Source organism: Streptomyces sp. NPDC021100 (genome assembly GCF_044333095.1).
GTDB lineage: Bacteria > Actinomycetota > Actinomycetes > Streptomycetales > Streptomycetaceae > Streptomyces.
This window is the reverse complement of sequence record NZ_JBIRQH010000013.1, coordinates 1-14,151: the sequence shown is the minus strand read 5'-3', so window position 1 is coordinate 14,151 and position 14,151 is coordinate 1. Positions and strand designations below refer to the sequence as shown.

The following is a 14,151-nucleotide window of genomic DNA, read 5'->3' as shown; positions in this document are numbered from 1 at the left end:
CGGGCCGCGGACAACGCGGGCCCCGGCCCGGGCCGGAGCACGGCCGGGGTGAAGCCGGGGAGCCGGGGGAGCGCCGGGGCGCGGGGCGGGTGCGCGGGAGCCACGGGGGCAGACGGTGCGGGGCAGATGATGTGGCAGAGGAGAAGAGATTCCTCCGGTATTTGGGGAACTCTTGACCCGTTCCCGGACGTACGATAATCGGCCACGCTTGTCGGCTGGACGGCCCGGCGGGACGGCGCGGCACAACGGGGAGAAAGATGCGGCATTTTGGACACCTCGCGCCCGAGGTCCGGAACGGTTTGTTCCACCGGGAGCCGGCCGAGTTCGGCGTCGACTCCCCGGCCCGTACGCTCGCCGTCGCCCTCGGCGCCACCCTCTACAGCCCCGCCACCCGGCCCGCGCTGGCCCAGGACGTCGTCAAGCAGGCCGGACAGGGTGTCGTGTCCATGGTCCTGTGCCTGGAGGACTCCATCGCGGACGGCGAGGTGGCCGACGCGGAGGAGAACCTGGTCCGGCAGTTCGCGGAGCTCGCCGCCGTGCCCGGGGACCGGGTGCCGCTGCTGTTCGTCCGCGTCCGCCGCCCCGGGCAGATCACCGACCTCATACGCCGCTTCGGCCCCGCCCGGCGGCTGCTCTCCGGCTTCGTCCTGCCCAAGTTCACCGAGGACCGCGGCCTGCCCTTCCTGGAGGCGCTCGCCGAGGCCGAATCGGCGCACGGACAGCGGCTGTTCGCCATGCCCGTCCTGGAGTCCCCGGAGCTGCTGCACCTGGAGACCAGGACCGGGACGCTCGGCGGGATCGCCCGCGCCGTCACCAAGTACCGCGACCGGGTGCTGGCCCTCCGGCTCGGCGTGACCGACTTCTGCTCCGCCTACGGGCTGCGCCGCGCACCCGACATGACCGCCTACGACGTCCAGCTCGTCGCCTCCGTCATCGCCGACGTCGTCAACGTCCTCGGCCGCGCGGACGGCAGCGGCTTCACCGTCACCGGGCCGGTGTGGGAGTACTTCCGGCAGCACCAGCGGATGTTCAAACCGCAGCTGCGCCGCAGCCCGTTCGCCGGGCCCGCGGAGGCGCTGCGCTCCGCCCTGATCGAGCACGACATGGACGGCCTGCTGCGCGAGATCGAACTCGACCGCGCCAACGGCCTCCAGGGCAAGACGTGCATCCACCCGTCGCACGTCGCCCCGGTGCACGCCCTCTCCGTGGTCAGCCACGAGGAGTTCACCGACGCCCAGGACATCCTGCGGTCCGTGGACGGCGGCGGCGGAGTGCTGCGGTCCGCCTACACCAACAAGATGAACGAGGTGAAGCCGCACCGCGCCTGGGCGGAAAGGACTCTGCTGAGGGCCGAGGTGTTCGGTGTGGCGCGAGAGGATGTCGGTTTCGTGGAGCTGCTGGGCGCGAGCGTGCCGACGGCGACGGTAGGCGTGGCGCGAGAGGGAGTGACGTTCTGATGTGGTCGGGCCAGTGGGTGACCGATCGGCTCGGCGTACGGCTGGAGGGCGACGCGGAGCTGCCCGGGCTGCTCGGCCTGGCCCTGCGCCGCAACCCCAAGCGGGCGCACCTGCTCGTCTCGCGCGTGCTCGGCAAGCACGTGCCCCAGCGGCCGTCCGTCGTCCACGGCGTGGGCCTGGACCTCGGCCGCCGGGTGCGGGCGCTGCTGGGCGAGGCCGCGGCCGCCCGGGCGGTCGTCCTCGGCTACGCCGAGACCGCCACCGGCCTCGGCCACTCGGTCGCCGACGGCCTCGGCACCGCCCCGTACCTGCACTCCACGCGCCGGACGGTGGCCGGTGTCGCCCCCGCCGGAGGCTTCGAGGAGGAGCACAGCCACGCCACGTCCCACCTGCTGCTCCCCGAGGACCCGCGGTTCTTCGCGGGCGACGGGCCGCTGGTGCTCGTCGACGACGAGCTCTCCACCGGCCGTACCATCCGCAACACCATCGCCGCCCTGCACGCCCGCCGCCCGCGCGACCGGTACGTCGTCGTCGCCCTCGTCGACCTCCGCCCGGCGGCGGAGCGCGCCGCGCTGGACGCCTTCGCGGCGGAGTTCGGCGCACGGGTGGACGTCGTCGCCCTCGCGTCCGGGACGGTGTCGCTGCCCGAAGGGGTGCTGCGACGGGGGCAGGAGCTGGCGGAGGAGTGGGACGGCGGCGAGACCGCCCCCGCCGGGGGCGGTGCGGCCGCCCCGGAGCGGATCGACCTCGGCTGGCCGGCCGGTCTGCCCGACGGGGGGCGGCACGGCTTCACCCCCGAGCACCGGGCCCGGCTGGAGGCGGCGCTGCCGCGCATGGCCGCGCGGATCGCGGAGGCGCTGCCGGAGGGCCGGGGTGAGGCGCGGCGCGTTCTCGTGCTGGGGACCGAGGAGTTGATGTACGCGCCGCTGCGGCTGGCGGGGGCGCTGGAGGAGCGCCTCGCGGACGCAGACGTGCTGTTCTCCACCACGACCCGGTCGCCCGTCGTCCCCGTCGACGACCCCGGGTACGCCATCCGCACCCGCCTCGTCTTCCCGGCCCACGACGTATCGGCCGGCGCGTCCGCCGGCGGCCCCTCCGACGCGCCCGCCGACGGCCGTTCCGGGACGCCCGACGACCGCCCCGCCGACGACCGTTACGCCTACAACGTCGCCGGCGCCGGCTTCGACGCGGTCGTCGTCGTCACCGACTCGACGGGCGACACCCCCGCCCTGCACGCCCCCGGCGGCCTCCTGGACCGGCTCGCCGCGCACACCCGGAAGGTCCTGCTGGCCGTGATCCCGTCCCACCGCGCCGCCGGGGAGCCCCTGCGCGGCCCCGCCTTCTCCTCCTACGCGCCGGAGGACGTCGGCTGGCTGCTCCAGGACCTGTCGTCCGTCACCCTCGAAGTGCCCACCGAGGAGCGGGAGGAGGCGATCCAGAGCGGCGGCGCGCACTACGCGGAGTCGCTGCCCGTCGAGTACCAGCCCTCCGAGCGCTACCAGGCCCTGTACGCCGCCGCGCTGGAGTCGTCCGCCGGCCGGATCGCGCGTGCCGTGGGCGCGGTGACCGAGACCGTCCTGGCGGAGCGCTCGCCGCGTCCGGTGCTGGTCTCGCTGGCTCGCGCCGGCACCCCCGTCGGCGTCCTGATGCGCCGCTGGGCGCGGCACGCGCACGGTCTGGACCTGCCGCACTACGCCGTGTCCATCGTCCGCGGCCGGGGCATCGACACGGCGGCGCTGCGCTGGCTCGCCGACCACCACGACCCGTCCGACGTCGTCTTCGTCGACGGCTGGACGGGCAAGGGCGCGATCACCCGCGAGCTCGAACAGGCCCTGCGCGGAACGGGGTTCGACCCGCGGCTCGCCGTTCTCGCCGACCCCGGCCACTGCGTGGAGACGTACGGCACCCGGGACGACTTCCTCATCCCGTCCGCCTGCCTCAACTCGACGGTCTCCGGCCTGATCTCGCGGACGGTGCTGCGCGCCGACCTCGTCGGCCCGGGCGACTTCCACGGTGCCAAGTTCTACCGGGAGCTGGCGGACGCCGACGTCTCGCGCGCCTTCCTCGACACCGTCGCCGCCCGGTTCGCGGAGGTCGAGGAGGGCGTCGCCCACGACGCCAAGGAGCTCGCGGGCGCCGACCGCGCGCCGACCTGGCGGGGCTGGGCGGCGGTCGAGCGGATCAGCGAGGAGTACGGCATCCACGACGTCAACCTGGTCAAGCCCGGCGTCGGCGAGACCACCCGCGTCCTGCTGCGCCGCGTCCCCTGGAAGATCCTCGCCGAGCGGGGCGCGGGCGCGGACCTCGACCACGTCCGGCTGCTGGCCGCCCAGCGCGGGGTGCCGGTGGAGGAGGTCGAGGGGCTGCCGTACAGCTGCGTCGGCCTCGTCCACCCGCGGTACACGCGCGGCGCGACGGGAACCGACGGGCGGGCGGTGCGGTCCTCGTGAAGGTGAACTCCGTGCACGTCCCCCTGATGGACACGCTCGTCGCCAGCGACCTCGACCGCACGCTCATCTACTCCGCCGCCGCCCTCCGCCTCGGCGCGGACGACGCGCGGGCGCCGCGCCTGCTGTGCGTCGAGGTGTACGAGGGGAAGCCGCTGTCCTATGTGACGGAGAAGGCCGCGGCGCTGCTCGACGGGCTCGCCCGGAGCGGCGCGTTCGTGCCCGCCACCACGCGGACGCGGGCGCAGTACGGCCGCATCCGGCTGCCCGGGCCCGTACCCCGGTTCGCGGTCTGCGCCAACGGCGGCGAGATCCTCGTCGACGGCGAGCCGGACGCCGGCTGGCGGGAGGGGGTGCGGCGGGCCGTCGCCGCCGAGTGCGCGACGCTCGACGAGGTGCAGGCACGCCTGGTCGCGACGGCCGACCCGGCGTGGCTGCTGCGCGAGCGGACCGCCGAGGACCTGTTCGCCTACCTGGTCGTCGACCGGGAGCGGCTGCCCGTCGCGTGGGTGAAGGAGCTCACCGAGTGGGCGGGCGAGCGCGGCTGGAACGTTTCGCTCCAGGGCCGCAAGATCTACGCCGTCCCGCGGCCCGTCACCAAGAGCGCGGCGGTCGCCGAGGTCGCCCGCCGCACCGGCGCCACGTCCGTCCTGTCGGCCGGTGACTCCCTGCTCGACGCCGACCTGCTGCTCGCCGCCGACCGCGGCTGGCGCCCGGGGCACGGCGAGCTGGCCGAGACGGGGTGGGGGGCGCCGCACGTCGTGGGGCTGGAGACGGTCGGTGTCGCGGCGGGGGAGGAGATCGCGCGGGCGTTCGCGGAGGCGGTGGGGGTACGGCCCTCGGCGTCGCCGTGAGCGCGTTGCCGCGGCGCCGTGACGCAGGGACGGAATGTCTGATAAGCGGCTGTTTCCCTGAACGCGGCCGCACCTAACGTTCGTTGAGGCATCAACGTGCGCGGGAGACGCGCGGCGTCGGTGCCCTCCACCCCTGTGCCGTCGACGGTCCAGTGGCCCGGCGAGCACCGGGGCGCCGCGTCGCCGCGCGGCGTCAGCGAACCGAGGAGCCTCGTGTGACCGAGTCCAAGAGCAGTCCGCTCACTTCCGAGCTCTACGAGTACATGATCGACCACAATCCGCCGCTCGACCCCGTACAGCGCGCCCTGGTCGAGACCACCCGCTCGCTGCTGCCCGACAGCGCGCACCTCCAGGTCGCGGAGGAGCAGGCCCCGCTGCTCGCCTTCCTGGTCCGCCTGACCGGCGCCCGCGACATCCTGGAGATCGGCACCTTCACCGGCCTGTCCGCCCTCTCCATGGCCCAGGCGCTGCCCGCCGGCGGCAGACTGATCGCCCTCGACATCTCGGAGGAGTGGACGGCCCACGCCCGCGAGGCATGGGCCAAGGCCGGCGTCGCCGACCGCGTCGAACTGCGCCTGGGCGACGGCCTGGAGTCCGTCCGCGCCCTCCCCGCCGAGCCGCACCTCGACCTCGTCTTCCTGGACGCGGACAAGGAGCACTACGTCGACTACTGGGAGGAGATCGTCCCCCGGCTGCGCCCCGGTGGCCTGATCGTCGCGGACAACGTCTTCTTCCACGGCGAGGTCGTCGACCCGGGGGCGTCGGCGGCGGGCGAGGGCGTCAAGGCGTTCAACGACCATGTGGCGGCGGACCGGCGGATGGAGGCGGTCATGCTCACGGTGGCGGACGGCCTGACGCTGGCGCGCAAGAAGCGGGACTGACGGGCGGGGGCGCGGGCGCGACGGCCCGCGCGCCCCACTTCGTACGGCTGCGAACGGCTGCGTGCGACTACGGTCGCGCCCCGCCGCTCAGCCGCAGCAGCCGCCCCCGCAGCACCCGCCGCCTCCTCCGCCACCGCTCTCAGCGGAGGGCCCGGACGACGACCCGGCGGACGCCGCGCCGGTCACCGCGACGGTGGACAGCAACTTCACGCTGTCCAGGTGTCCTTGAGGGCACATGGCCGGTGCGGACGACTGCGCCATGGGGCGGCGCAGCTCGAAGGTGGCACCACAGGCTTTGCAGCGGTATTCGTAGCGAGGCATGTCAGGCAGCATAACCAGGGAGGACGTCCGGGGGAGCCGGGTCACCGGCCGGCGGTGGCAGGCTTGTGCGATGCGGATACCCAGACGAGCAGCCAGAGTCGCGGTCCTGGACCCGACGGGGTCGGTCTTCATGTTCCGGTACGACAACGAGGAGGTCGGCGTCCACTGGGCGCTGCCCGGCGGCGGGCTGGACCCGGGCGAGTCACCGCTGCGGGCGGCCGGGCGCGAGGTGCGCGAGGAGACCGGGTGGACCGACATCGAGATCGACGGCACCCTGCTCTGCCTGTGGGAACACGACTTCACCCGGGCCGGCGTGCCGGTCCGCCAGCATGAGCACGTCTTCCTCGCCCGGGGCCCCCGCCGGGACCCGGCCGGCGACCTCGCCGCCGCGCACGCCGCGGACGGGATCCTCCGGTGGCGATGGTGGTCGCCGGAGGAGCTGTCCGCCGGCACCGAGCCGCTGTGGCCGCCGCGGCTCCCCGAACTGCTCGCGGATGTGCGCGGGAACGGTGCGCCGGCGGTGCCCGTCGACCTCGGGTACGTCGGGAACGAGACGGTGGGGGAGTAGGAGGGGGCTCGTGGGATGCGCCCCGGCCCCGTCCGCGCGCCGGTCGACCGCGACCGGCGCCGGCGGTCAGCGGCCCGCGCCGCGTTCCTCGCGGATCGCCTGGACCACGGTCGCGACCGACTGCCGTACGGCCTCCGTCTCCGTCAGGAAGCGCCACCAGTCGGGGTGGCGGCCCTCCAGGCCGGCCACGGCGCGGTCCAGGCGGGCCACGGCCTCGTCCAGGGGTGCCGCGTGGCGGGGGTCCGGGGTGCTGCGGCCGGCCATGGCGAGGCGCTGGGCGTCCCGGATGGCGAACCGGGTGCGTTCGACCTCCTGTTGGCGGTCGGCGGAGACCTCGTCCAGCCGCCGCAGCCGGTCGCCGGCGGCGGAGACGGACGCGTCGGTCGTCGTCAGGAGTGCGCGGACGGTCGACAGCAGGGCGGTGGCGTCCGGCCACCGCTGCTCGTCGCGGGCCCTGCGCGCCTCGGCGAGCTTGGCCTCCGCCTGCTCCACGGCCTGCCGGGCCTCCTCGGGCACCTGCTGGAGGTCCTGCCAGCAGGCGGCGCTGTAGCGGCGGCGGAGTTCGCTGAGGACGGGCACCACCTGTGTGGCGCGGGTGGCGATCGCCTGGGCCCGGGTGCGCAGTGACACCAGCCGCTTGTCGATCTCGGCGGCCCGCTGTGGCAGTTGCGCGGCGGCCTCGCGGACCGCGTCGGCCTCGCGCAGGACCCGTTCCGCGCGGCCGATCGTCTCCGCCACGCCGTGCTGCCCGGCGCCCTGGTTGAGCTTGGTCAGCTCCGGGGAGAGCGCGGCGAGCCGGGCGGCCAGGTCGTCGGCCCGCAGTCCGGCGGCGCGGGTCGCGTCCAGGGCCTCGGTCGCCGCGAGCAGCGCCTGCCGGGCCCGTTCGACGGCGGGGGCCAGCCGCGCCAGCTCCGCCTCGGCGGCGGCCAGCAGCGGCCCGAGCCCCTGTGCGAACCGTTCCAGGTCCGCCTTGACGCGGACGAGCTCGTCCTTCGCCCGGTTGAGGTCGGTGCGGGCCCGGGCGGCGGCGGAGGAGTCGAGGTCCTCGCGGTCCAGGTCGTGGGCGTCGACGGCGGTGATGTACGCGCCCGACACCTCGTCGATGCGGGCGCCCAGCGCCGCGAACTCCTGGGCGGCCCGCCGGCCGGCGGGCGAGGAGTCCACCGCGGCGATCGTCTCCAGGGAGATCCGCAGGTCCCGCTGGGCCGTGTCCAGCTCGTAGAACGCCGTGGCCGCCGCGTCCTTCGCGGCCTGTGCCTCGGCCCGCTGCGCGTCGCCCCGGCCCCACCCCCAGCGCCGCGTCCCGCCGCCGGCGAACGCGGCCGGGGCCGCCGCGGCGGTGACGGCGACGGCGGCGGCGAGCAGGGGCAGCGGCAGGAGGACGAGGGCGACGGCGTCGCGAAGCGCCGACGCGGCAGCCCGCCGGGACCTTTCCGGCCGTCCGGACCTTTCCGGCCGTCCCGACCCTTGGGATATGGCAAGCCGACCGGCCGGTCGTACGGACTGCGCGAAGGTAGCCGTCAAGTGCCCTCTGCCTCTCCCGTTGATCGCCCCAGGCCCGGAGGCCATTGTCCCACCCGCTGGGGACGATCACACAGGACGGTGGCCGCTCAGGTCACGGTCCACCCCGCGGTGTCACTCCGCGTGGCTCACTCCGCCGTCCGCACGGTGACGTCGCCGTTTTCGCTGTGCGCGCCGACGACGTGCCGGCTCGCCCCGTCGCGGGGGACGCCGACCCGCGTCCGTCCGGAGCCGCTGCGCGCGTCGACGCGGTACGAGCCGGCGGGCACCCGCACGGTGACGTCGCCGTTCTCGCTCTCGCCGCTCACCCGGTCGGGGACGCGGGCCGGGCGGACGGTGATGTTCCCGTTCTCGGAGCGGGCGGAGACGGCGCGGGAGGTTATGCTGTCCTCGGCGCGGATGTCGCCGTTCTCGGAGACCAGTTCCAGCCGCCCGTCGGCGTCGTGGACGGCGATGTCGCCGTTCTCCGACTCGAGCCGCAGGTCGCCCTTGATCCCCCGGGAGCTGATCCCGCCGTTCTCGTCCTTCACCACCACCCGCACCCCGCGCGGCACCTCGATGCGGTGCTTGCCCTTGCACTCCACGCTGATCCCGTCGCAGTGCTGCCGCAGCTTGAGGATGTCGCCCTTCTCCATCGCCCAGGTGGTCTTCACGGACCCGCCCACCGACCACCCGTCGAACCACCGGGTGACCTTGACGTCCTTCCGGTCCCCCGGGACGAGTTCGACAGCGGAGTCGTCCGTGTCGACGGTCAGCGTCCGGCCCGCGATCGCGAACGACTGCTGCTCCGGCTCCACATCCGAAAGATCCACCGACCCGCACCCGGCGACCGCCATTCCGGCGACCGCCACCCCGCCGACCAGCAGAGCGAGACGGACGGGGCGGGCGAGACGGGCGGGTCGGGCGGGTCGAACCATGGTGATCTCCGTGTCCTGCGTGACCTGAGTGGCCTGCGTGATCTGAGCGCCGGTCGCACCGCGCGGTGCGCGCCGTACGTTCGGACGGCCCCCCTGGGCCCCGCCCCGACCCCGTCACGCTACGGCCCCCCGCCCGCCGCCCGGCATACCGTGCTCCACCGGATCGGGGGTGGGGATAACCCCCGGGGCACGGCCCCGGGCGGTCCGGCCGGGCCCGACGGGTTTGCGGGGCGGCCGCCGGGCCCATGTAGGCTGTCCTTTCAATGCGGGCGCATAGCTCAGCGGTAGAGCGCCGCTCTTACAAAGCGGATGTCGGCGGTTCAAATCCGTCTGTGCCCACCAGCAGAAACGCCCCGGAGCGATCAAGCTCCGGGGCGTCTGACATCCGGCCCTGACATCAACGGGCACGGTCACGAGCGGTTGGGCCGCTTCCTGAGCAGCCGGTCCATGTGGCTCATCGCCTCCCGCTGCGTGTCCTGGAAGACGTGCGCGTACACGTCCATGGTGATGTTGATCTGGCTGTGCCCGAGGATCTCCATCACGACGCGGGGAGCCACCCCGGCAGCCGTGAGCAACGTGGCGCAGCCGTGCCGGGCGTCGTGCAGCCGGACGACGCGCAGGCCGGCCGACTTGGCGACGCGGGTGAAGGAGCGGTAGACGTTCCGGGGTTCCACCGGGCGACCGGTCCGAGTCGTGAACACGAAGCCACCCTTGTTCCACCGCTCCCCGGCGCGCTCCTTGGCGGCAGCCTGGCGCATCCGGTGCCAACGAAGCGGCGCGATGCACATGGCCGGCAGCGGGACCGTGCGGCGCCGGCGGTTCTTCGTCACGTCGTCGTAGAGGACACCGCGCCGGCGCTGGATCTGCTGCCGGACGTGGAGCACCCGCCGCTCCAAGTCGATGTCGGACCACCGGAGCCCGACGATCTCACCCCGCCGAAGCCCCATGGCGATGGCGAGGACGAAGGCGGCGTAGAGAAGATCCGTGCGGGCCGCCGCAAGGAAGTCCAGGGTCTCGTCCAAGGTCCAGGGGTTGATCTCTTTCGACGTGGCCTGAGGCGGCTCGACCAGGCTTGCCACGTTGCGAGTGATCAGTTCCTCCCGGCAGGCCGCCGTCAGGGCAGTGCGCAGGACGCGGTGGGACTCCTTGGCGGTAGCCGCCGTCGTCTTGTTCTCCAGCCGGACGAGGAAACGCCGGACGTCGGCGACGCCGAGGGATTCGAGCCGCTTCGATCCGATCTCGGGAATGAGGTAGAGCCGGACGTGCGCCTCGTACTTGTCGTACGTGCTCAGTTTCCGCCGGGGCTTGACGATGTTGTCCAGCCAGTACGGCAGCCACTCCGACAGCTTCGCGGACCGAGTGGGCACGGGCACGCCCTTGTCCACCTTGTCGAGCAACAGCCGTCGTTTCGCGTCGCACTCCTCCCAGGTCCGGCCGTAGGCGAACTTGCGGGCGCGGGTGCCGTCCGGCTGGAGCACGTAGACAGCGGCTTGGTACCGACCGTCCTTGCGCTTGGTGATGGTGCCGGCGCCGTTCGGATTGCGCTTCCGCTGCTGCGGCATCAGGCGGCCTCCTCAACGGCATGAAGGATGAAGTCCCGCAGGGCATCAGCGGGGATGCGACGCGACCGGCCGATCCGGATCGAGACCAGGCGTCGGGAGCGGATCAGGTCGTAGACAGCCGAACGGCCAAGCTTGAGTCGTGCCATGACCTCCGGCACGGTGAGGAGTTCAGCGGTTGCGGTGGTCATGCGGCGGCTCCTTCCGAGTCGGGGTAGGTGGGCAGCTCCAGGCGGGCGGTCTCGCGGTTTTGCTCGATGTCGCGGCGGATGTTGGCGGCGAGCCAGGATTCGCCGGGGGTGTGGCCGTGGCCGGCGTAGGTCCAGTGGGCGAGGGTGAGTGTGGTGGCCTCCGGGTGGTCGTCGGGGTCGGGTAGGCCGAGGGCGGCGCGTTGCTGGGCGGCGCGGTAGTCGGCACGGATCTTGCGGAGGGCGCCGAGGGTGGTCGAGTAGGTGCGGGACTTGGTGGAGAAGTGCCCTCGGAAGCCGAGCATGTGGGCCCAGTCGCGAAGCCGGCGGTCGGGGTAGAGCGGGTGGAGGTCGAGGCAGGCGGTGATGAGCCGGGTCGGGTGGTCGGGGATGTCGAGGAGGGCGAGCGCTTCGGTGTTGCCGATGCGGTGGTCTACGGTGCCGGTGGTCTCGGCGGCTTTGGTGGCGTATTTGGCGACGTAGGAGGCGACGGCTTGTTCGCTGATGTCTTCGCCGTGGCCGAAGGCGCCGATGGGTTGGACGTCGAGTTGGGTGCCCCAGCGCAGGACACGGGCCGGCTGGTCTCCCGCTGCTGGAACATCGACCGCGACGCGGGCGGCGGCGGCACGGATCGCGTCGGTGAGCAGGTCGAGGGTGGCCCACGCCGGCGGCGGATCGTTCGGGCCGTCGGGTCCGTCGAAGCGAATCACCGCGTGAAAGTGGACGGCCCCACGCTTTTGGTACTCGGCGACCTTCCCGAAGGAGACCCGAGATTGCTGGCGGGCGGCTTTTTGGGTGAGGCCGGCGTGGCGGGCGATTTCGCGGCGGAGGTAGATCGTGAAGTAGCGCCATAGGTCGGAGGCGTGGTTGTTCCACAGCACGGCGCCGGCGTAGTCGTAGGTGTCGGGGTCCAGGGCGGTGCCGAGTTCGGGCGCGTTCTCGGGGTGGCGGGTGCCGCAGCGGCAGGGCCGGTTGTCGGGGCGGTTGTGGACGGGGCCGAAGGACGGGGCGGTGAGGGTGGCGAAGACGCGGGGGTGATCGCGGATCGTCTCCGGGGTGCCCTTGTTCGGGTCGCCGGAGAGGCCGGCGCGGATGAGGTGGTAGGTGTCGCCGGCGTAGGTCCAGGCGCAGGAGGGGCAGCGGGAGGCGCGGCGGTTGCCGCAGGCGATGCGCAGTCGGCCGTCGGGTTCGGTGTCGGTGGAGTAGTGGTGGAGGATCTGGCCGGTGCGGCGGTCGCGGGTGACGGTGGCGCCTTGCAGGTGGATGGGGTCGGAACAGCCACCGGTGCGGCGGATCTGTTCTTGGATGCGGTCGAAGCCGGGGGACCCGGCCACCCTCAGCAGGTCGGCGAGGGTGGTCGGGTCCAGGCCCGCCGCCGCGGCGGGGTGGGTCACGCGTCGTCTCCCTTCGGGCGGTGGGAGTCGAGCCATTCCTCAGCGCAGACCTTGTGGACGGGCTTGCCACGGTCGGAGCGGAGCGGGGTGGGCTTGTCGCAGATCACGCACGGCTTGTCGCCGCTGCTGTCGAAGTGCTTCGCGTCGCGCCAGTCGAGAAGGGCCACGGTGATCACCGACCCACGCTGGACGTGAGGGTGGCGGGGGTGGTGGTGCCGGTTCCCTTGCAGGTCGGGCAGGTGACCGGGATGGTGGTGCGGGAGCCGTCGCGGTGGCGGTTGCCGGTGATGATGACGGCCGTGGCGAAGCCGTCACAGTCGCGGCAGATGCGCGGGGCCGGGGCGTGCTGAGGCATGATGAGAAGTCCCTTTCGGGTCCGTTGGATCTGGGATGGGATGCAGGCGCCCGGGGCGGTGAGTGTTTGGCGACAGGAGCCGCCCCGGGGGCCGCTTAGTGGTTGCGCAGGTCCTTGAGCAGCAGGCGCAGAACCACGGCGACGACGGCCACGGCCATGCCGGTGATGGCGACCGCCAGGAGCATCGAGACCAGGACCGCGCCGATGACGAGGACCGCTGCCGTTCCGCCGCCGACGAGGGCGACGGCCGTGGCGGGGGTGAGCTGGAGCGCGGGCCGAGAGGCCACTGGGGCCGGCGTCGGCGGTGCGGGTCGGGTGTCCGGGGTGGTGCCGGTGGGCGGGGTGATCTGGCCGGTGGGGTGCGGGTTGACCGGGATCTTCGGGCGCAGCATGGCTGTTTCTCCTTCGGGTCGGGTTACTTGATGGCGGTGTCGATCGCGGGGGCGAAGAGGCTGTGGGCGAGGAGGTAGCCGCCGGCCAGGAGCAGGGCGATCAGCCACCACGGCGGGCGGACGAGCTTGATGCCGAGAAGGGCGACGACAATCAGGGCGAGCCACAGAGGAACCTGCATGGGTCCGGTCTCCTATGCCTTGCAGCGGTGGGTGCGGGCGGCGAGTTCGGCGGCGGATCGGTCGCGGTAGTCGGCGGAGAAGCCACAGCCGGGGGCGGTGCAGGCGGCGGTGTGCTTCTCCACTCCCCGGCCGTCGAGGTAGGTGGCGACCTGCACGGGCCCGAAGCGGGCACGATCGCGGAAGCGCCGGTGGACGGTCATGAGGTCAGTGCTCCCGTCGCAGGCTGGGGTCGGGAAATTCGGCGAGGATGCGCGCCGCCTCGCTCGGGTCGGCGGTGCGGTTGGCGGCTTCCTCGGCGAGCAGGCGGGCGAGCGCGGGACGGCCGGTGTCGGCCATCTCCCGTGCGGCGTCGAGGTAGTCCGAGGCCCGATCGAAGGAGCGGATCACGGCGTGTCTCCTTTGCTGGTCAGGTGAGGTGGAGTTGCGTGACGATCGCGTCGGCCATCGGGGCGGGAAGGGCCAGGCGGGCGCGGAGGGTGGCCGCGTCCATGGCGGTCCCGGTCGTGGCCTGGTGGTTCTCGGTGAGCTTGCGGGCGTGGTTGAGCAAGGCCACGGGGACGGCCGGACCAGCCGGCGGCGGGGCAGTGTGCTCTGGGACCTGCTCGGGCTTCGGCTCCGGCTTCGGCGCAGGATCGATCGCGGGAGCAGGGTCGGTCAGTCGGTCGAGGGACACCGCCGGCGTCTCCGGGGTGGGGAGCGGTTCGGGCTCGGTGTCGGCCGGCGTGACCGGGACGGGTTGGTCGGTGGTGGGTGTGTGGACGAGGAGGGTGCCGCCGAGGAAGGCGAGTGCTGGCCAACCGGCGACGAGGATGCGCAGCCAGGCGGGGATGTGGTGCAGGTCGAGTAGTCCGGCGGTGGAGACGTTGGCGCCGAGGGAGGCGCCGAGGGCGACGGTGAACCAGGTCCAGGCCGAGCGGGTGGCGCCGGCGGCATCTCGCAGGGTTCGCATGCGGCGCCAGGCCGCGACGAGGAGGAGGTCCACGCTGACGGGGTAGGCCCATGCCTTCCATCCGTCCTGCCCGGCGGCTTCGGCCAGGTCGTGCAGGTGGGCGAAGGACAAGGCGCCGGCGATGACGGCTTGGATCAACACAGCGTCGAAGCGGATCGTGCGGAGCAT

Annotated in this window: 18 protein-coding genes and 1 tRNA gene; 6 read left to right on the top strand and 13 right to left on the bottom strand. The window is 73.4% G+C overall.

Annotated elements, in window-relative coordinates; all coding sequences use genetic code 11:
- Nucleotides 1-257: 257 nt before the first annotated feature.
- From ACH4PU_RS22490 to ACH4PU_RS22475, 4 genes are all read left to right on the top strand, one after another.
- Entirely contained in the window at nt 258-1,457 is a 1,200-nt protein-coding gene (locus tag ACH4PU_RS22490) for an HpcH/HpaI aldolase/citrate lyase family protein (protein WP_398274789.1), read from the top strand.
- Entirely contained in the window at nt 1,457-3,907 is a 2,451-nt protein-coding gene (locus tag ACH4PU_RS22485; RefSeq protein WP_398274786.1) for a phosphoribosyltransferase, read from the top strand. Before ACH4PU_RS22490 ends, ACH4PU_RS22485 begins: the two co-directional genes overlap by 1 nt.
- A gap of 26 nt (nt 3,908-3,933) precedes the next feature.
- Nucleotides 3,934-4,758 carry an HAD family hydrolase gene (locus tag ACH4PU_RS22480; protein WP_398275281.1) on the top strand — a complete coding sequence of 275 codons (825 nt, stop codon included), beginning with the start codon at nt 3,934-3,936 and terminating at the stop codon, nt 4,756-4,758.
- 215 nt (nt 4,759-4,973) lie between these two features.
- Nucleotides 4,974-5,639 (top strand): O-methyltransferase, encoded by a 666-nt coding sequence (locus ACH4PU_RS22475; RefSeq protein ID WP_398274783.1) that lies wholly within the window; start codon nt 4,974-4,976, stop codon nt 5,637-5,639.
- A gap of 87 nt (nt 5,640-5,726) precedes the next feature.
- Here the strand turns inward: ACH4PU_RS22475 and ACH4PU_RS22470 are convergent, their stop codons facing one another.
- The gene (locus tag ACH4PU_RS22470) at nt 5,727-5,960 is read right to left on the bottom strand and encodes a zinc ribbon domain-containing protein (protein WP_398274780.1); all 234 of its coding nucleotides are present in this window, start codon (nt 5,958-5,960) and stop codon (nt 5,727-5,729) included.
- Between the two features lie 70 nt (nt 5,961-6,030).
- Between ACH4PU_RS22470 and ACH4PU_RS22465 the strand changes: the two genes are divergently transcribed.
- The gene (locus ACH4PU_RS22465; protein WP_398274777.1) at nt 6,031-6,528 is read left to right on the top strand and encodes an NUDIX hydrolase; all 498 of its coding nucleotides are present in this window, start codon (nt 6,031-6,033) and stop codon (nt 6,526-6,528) included.
- Between the two features lie 66 nt (nt 6,529-6,594).
- Here the strand turns inward: ACH4PU_RS22465 and ACH4PU_RS22460 are convergent, their stop codons facing one another.
- Together ACH4PU_RS22460 and ACH4PU_RS22455 are read right to left on the bottom strand one after the other, a co-directional pair.
- A complete protein-coding gene (locus ACH4PU_RS22460) occupies nt 6,595-8,052 on the bottom strand; it encodes a hypothetical protein (RefSeq protein WP_398274773.1) in 1,458 nt (485 codons plus the stop codon).
- A gap of 125 nt (nt 8,053-8,177) precedes the next feature.
- Complete coding sequence (locus ACH4PU_RS22455) at nt 8,178-8,966, bottom strand: DUF4097 family beta strand repeat-containing protein (RefSeq protein WP_398274770.1); 789 nt, start codon at nt 8,964-8,966, stop codon at nt 8,178-8,180.
- Between the two features lie 267 nt (nt 8,967-9,233).
- On the opposite strand from ACH4PU_RS22455, the gene ACH4PU_RS22450 reads away from it, so the two are divergent.
- Nucleotides 9,234-9,308: transfer RNA gene (locus ACH4PU_RS22450), tRNA-Val, on the top strand.
- A gap of 68 nt (nt 9,309-9,376) precedes the next feature.
- Here ACH4PU_RS22450 and ACH4PU_RS22445 read toward each other — a convergent pair.
- The 10 genes from ACH4PU_RS22445 to ACH4PU_RS22400 all read right to left on the bottom strand — a co-directional run bounded on the left by ACH4PU_RS22445 (nt 9,377) and on the right by ACH4PU_RS22400 (nt 14,151).
- Nucleotides 9,377-10,528 carry a tyrosine-type recombinase/integrase gene (locus tag ACH4PU_RS22445; protein ID WP_398274768.1) on the bottom strand — a complete coding sequence of 384 codons (1,152 nt, stop codon included), beginning with the start codon at nt 10,526-10,528 and terminating at the stop codon, nt 9,377-9,379.
- Nucleotides 10,528-10,716, bottom strand: a complete 189-nt coding sequence (locus ACH4PU_RS22440; protein WP_398274765.1) for a helix-turn-helix domain-containing protein — start codon at nt 10,714-10,716, stop codon at nt 10,528-10,530. Before ACH4PU_RS22440 ends, ACH4PU_RS22445 begins: the two co-directional genes overlap by 1 nt.
- Nucleotides 10,713-12,107: a replication initiator protein RepSA gene (repSA, locus tag ACH4PU_RS22435; protein ID WP_398274762.1), complete on the bottom strand. Its 1,395-nt coding sequence runs from the start codon at nt 12,105-12,107 to the stop codon at nt 10,713-10,715. The genes ACH4PU_RS22440 and repSA overlap by 4 nt, the downstream gene beginning before the upstream one ends.
- Complete coding sequence (locus ACH4PU_RS22430) at nt 12,104-12,283, bottom strand: hypothetical protein (RefSeq protein WP_398275323.1); 180 nt, start codon at nt 12,281-12,283, stop codon at nt 12,104-12,106. The genes repSA and ACH4PU_RS22430 overlap by 4 nt, the downstream gene beginning before the upstream one ends.
- The gene (locus ACH4PU_RS22425) at nt 12,280-12,462 is read right to left on the bottom strand and encodes a hypothetical protein (RefSeq protein ID WP_398274759.1); all 183 of its coding nucleotides are present in this window, start codon (nt 12,460-12,462) and stop codon (nt 12,280-12,282) included. The genes ACH4PU_RS22430 and ACH4PU_RS22425 overlap by 4 nt, the downstream gene beginning before the upstream one ends.
- A 95-nt stretch (nt 12,463-12,557) precedes the next feature.
- A complete protein-coding gene (locus tag ACH4PU_RS22420) occupies nt 12,558-12,854 on the bottom strand; it encodes a SpdD-like protein (protein WP_398274756.1) in 297 nt (98 codons plus the stop codon).
- A 23-nt stretch (nt 12,855-12,877) separates the two neighbouring features.
- A complete protein-coding gene (locus ACH4PU_RS22415) occupies nt 12,878-13,033 on the bottom strand; it encodes a hypothetical protein (protein WP_398274753.1) in 156 nt (51 codons plus the stop codon).
- 12 nt (nt 13,034-13,045) lie between these two features.
- Nucleotides 13,046-13,234 carry a mobile element transfer protein gene (locus ACH4PU_RS22410; RefSeq protein ID WP_398272602.1) on the bottom strand — a complete coding sequence of 63 codons (189 nt, stop codon included), beginning with the start codon at nt 13,232-13,234 and terminating at the stop codon, nt 13,046-13,048.
- 4 nt (nt 13,235-13,238) lie between these two features.
- On the bottom strand, nt 13,239-13,421 hold the full coding sequence (locus ACH4PU_RS22405; RefSeq protein WP_398274750.1) for a hypothetical protein: 183 nt from the start codon (nt 13,419-13,421) through the stop codon (nt 13,239-13,241).
- A 19-nt stretch (nt 13,422-13,440) separates the two neighbouring features.
- Nucleotides 13,441-14,151, bottom strand: a complete 711-nt coding sequence (locus tag ACH4PU_RS22400; protein ID WP_398274747.1) for a DUF2637 domain-containing protein — start codon at nt 14,149-14,151, stop codon at nt 13,441-13,443.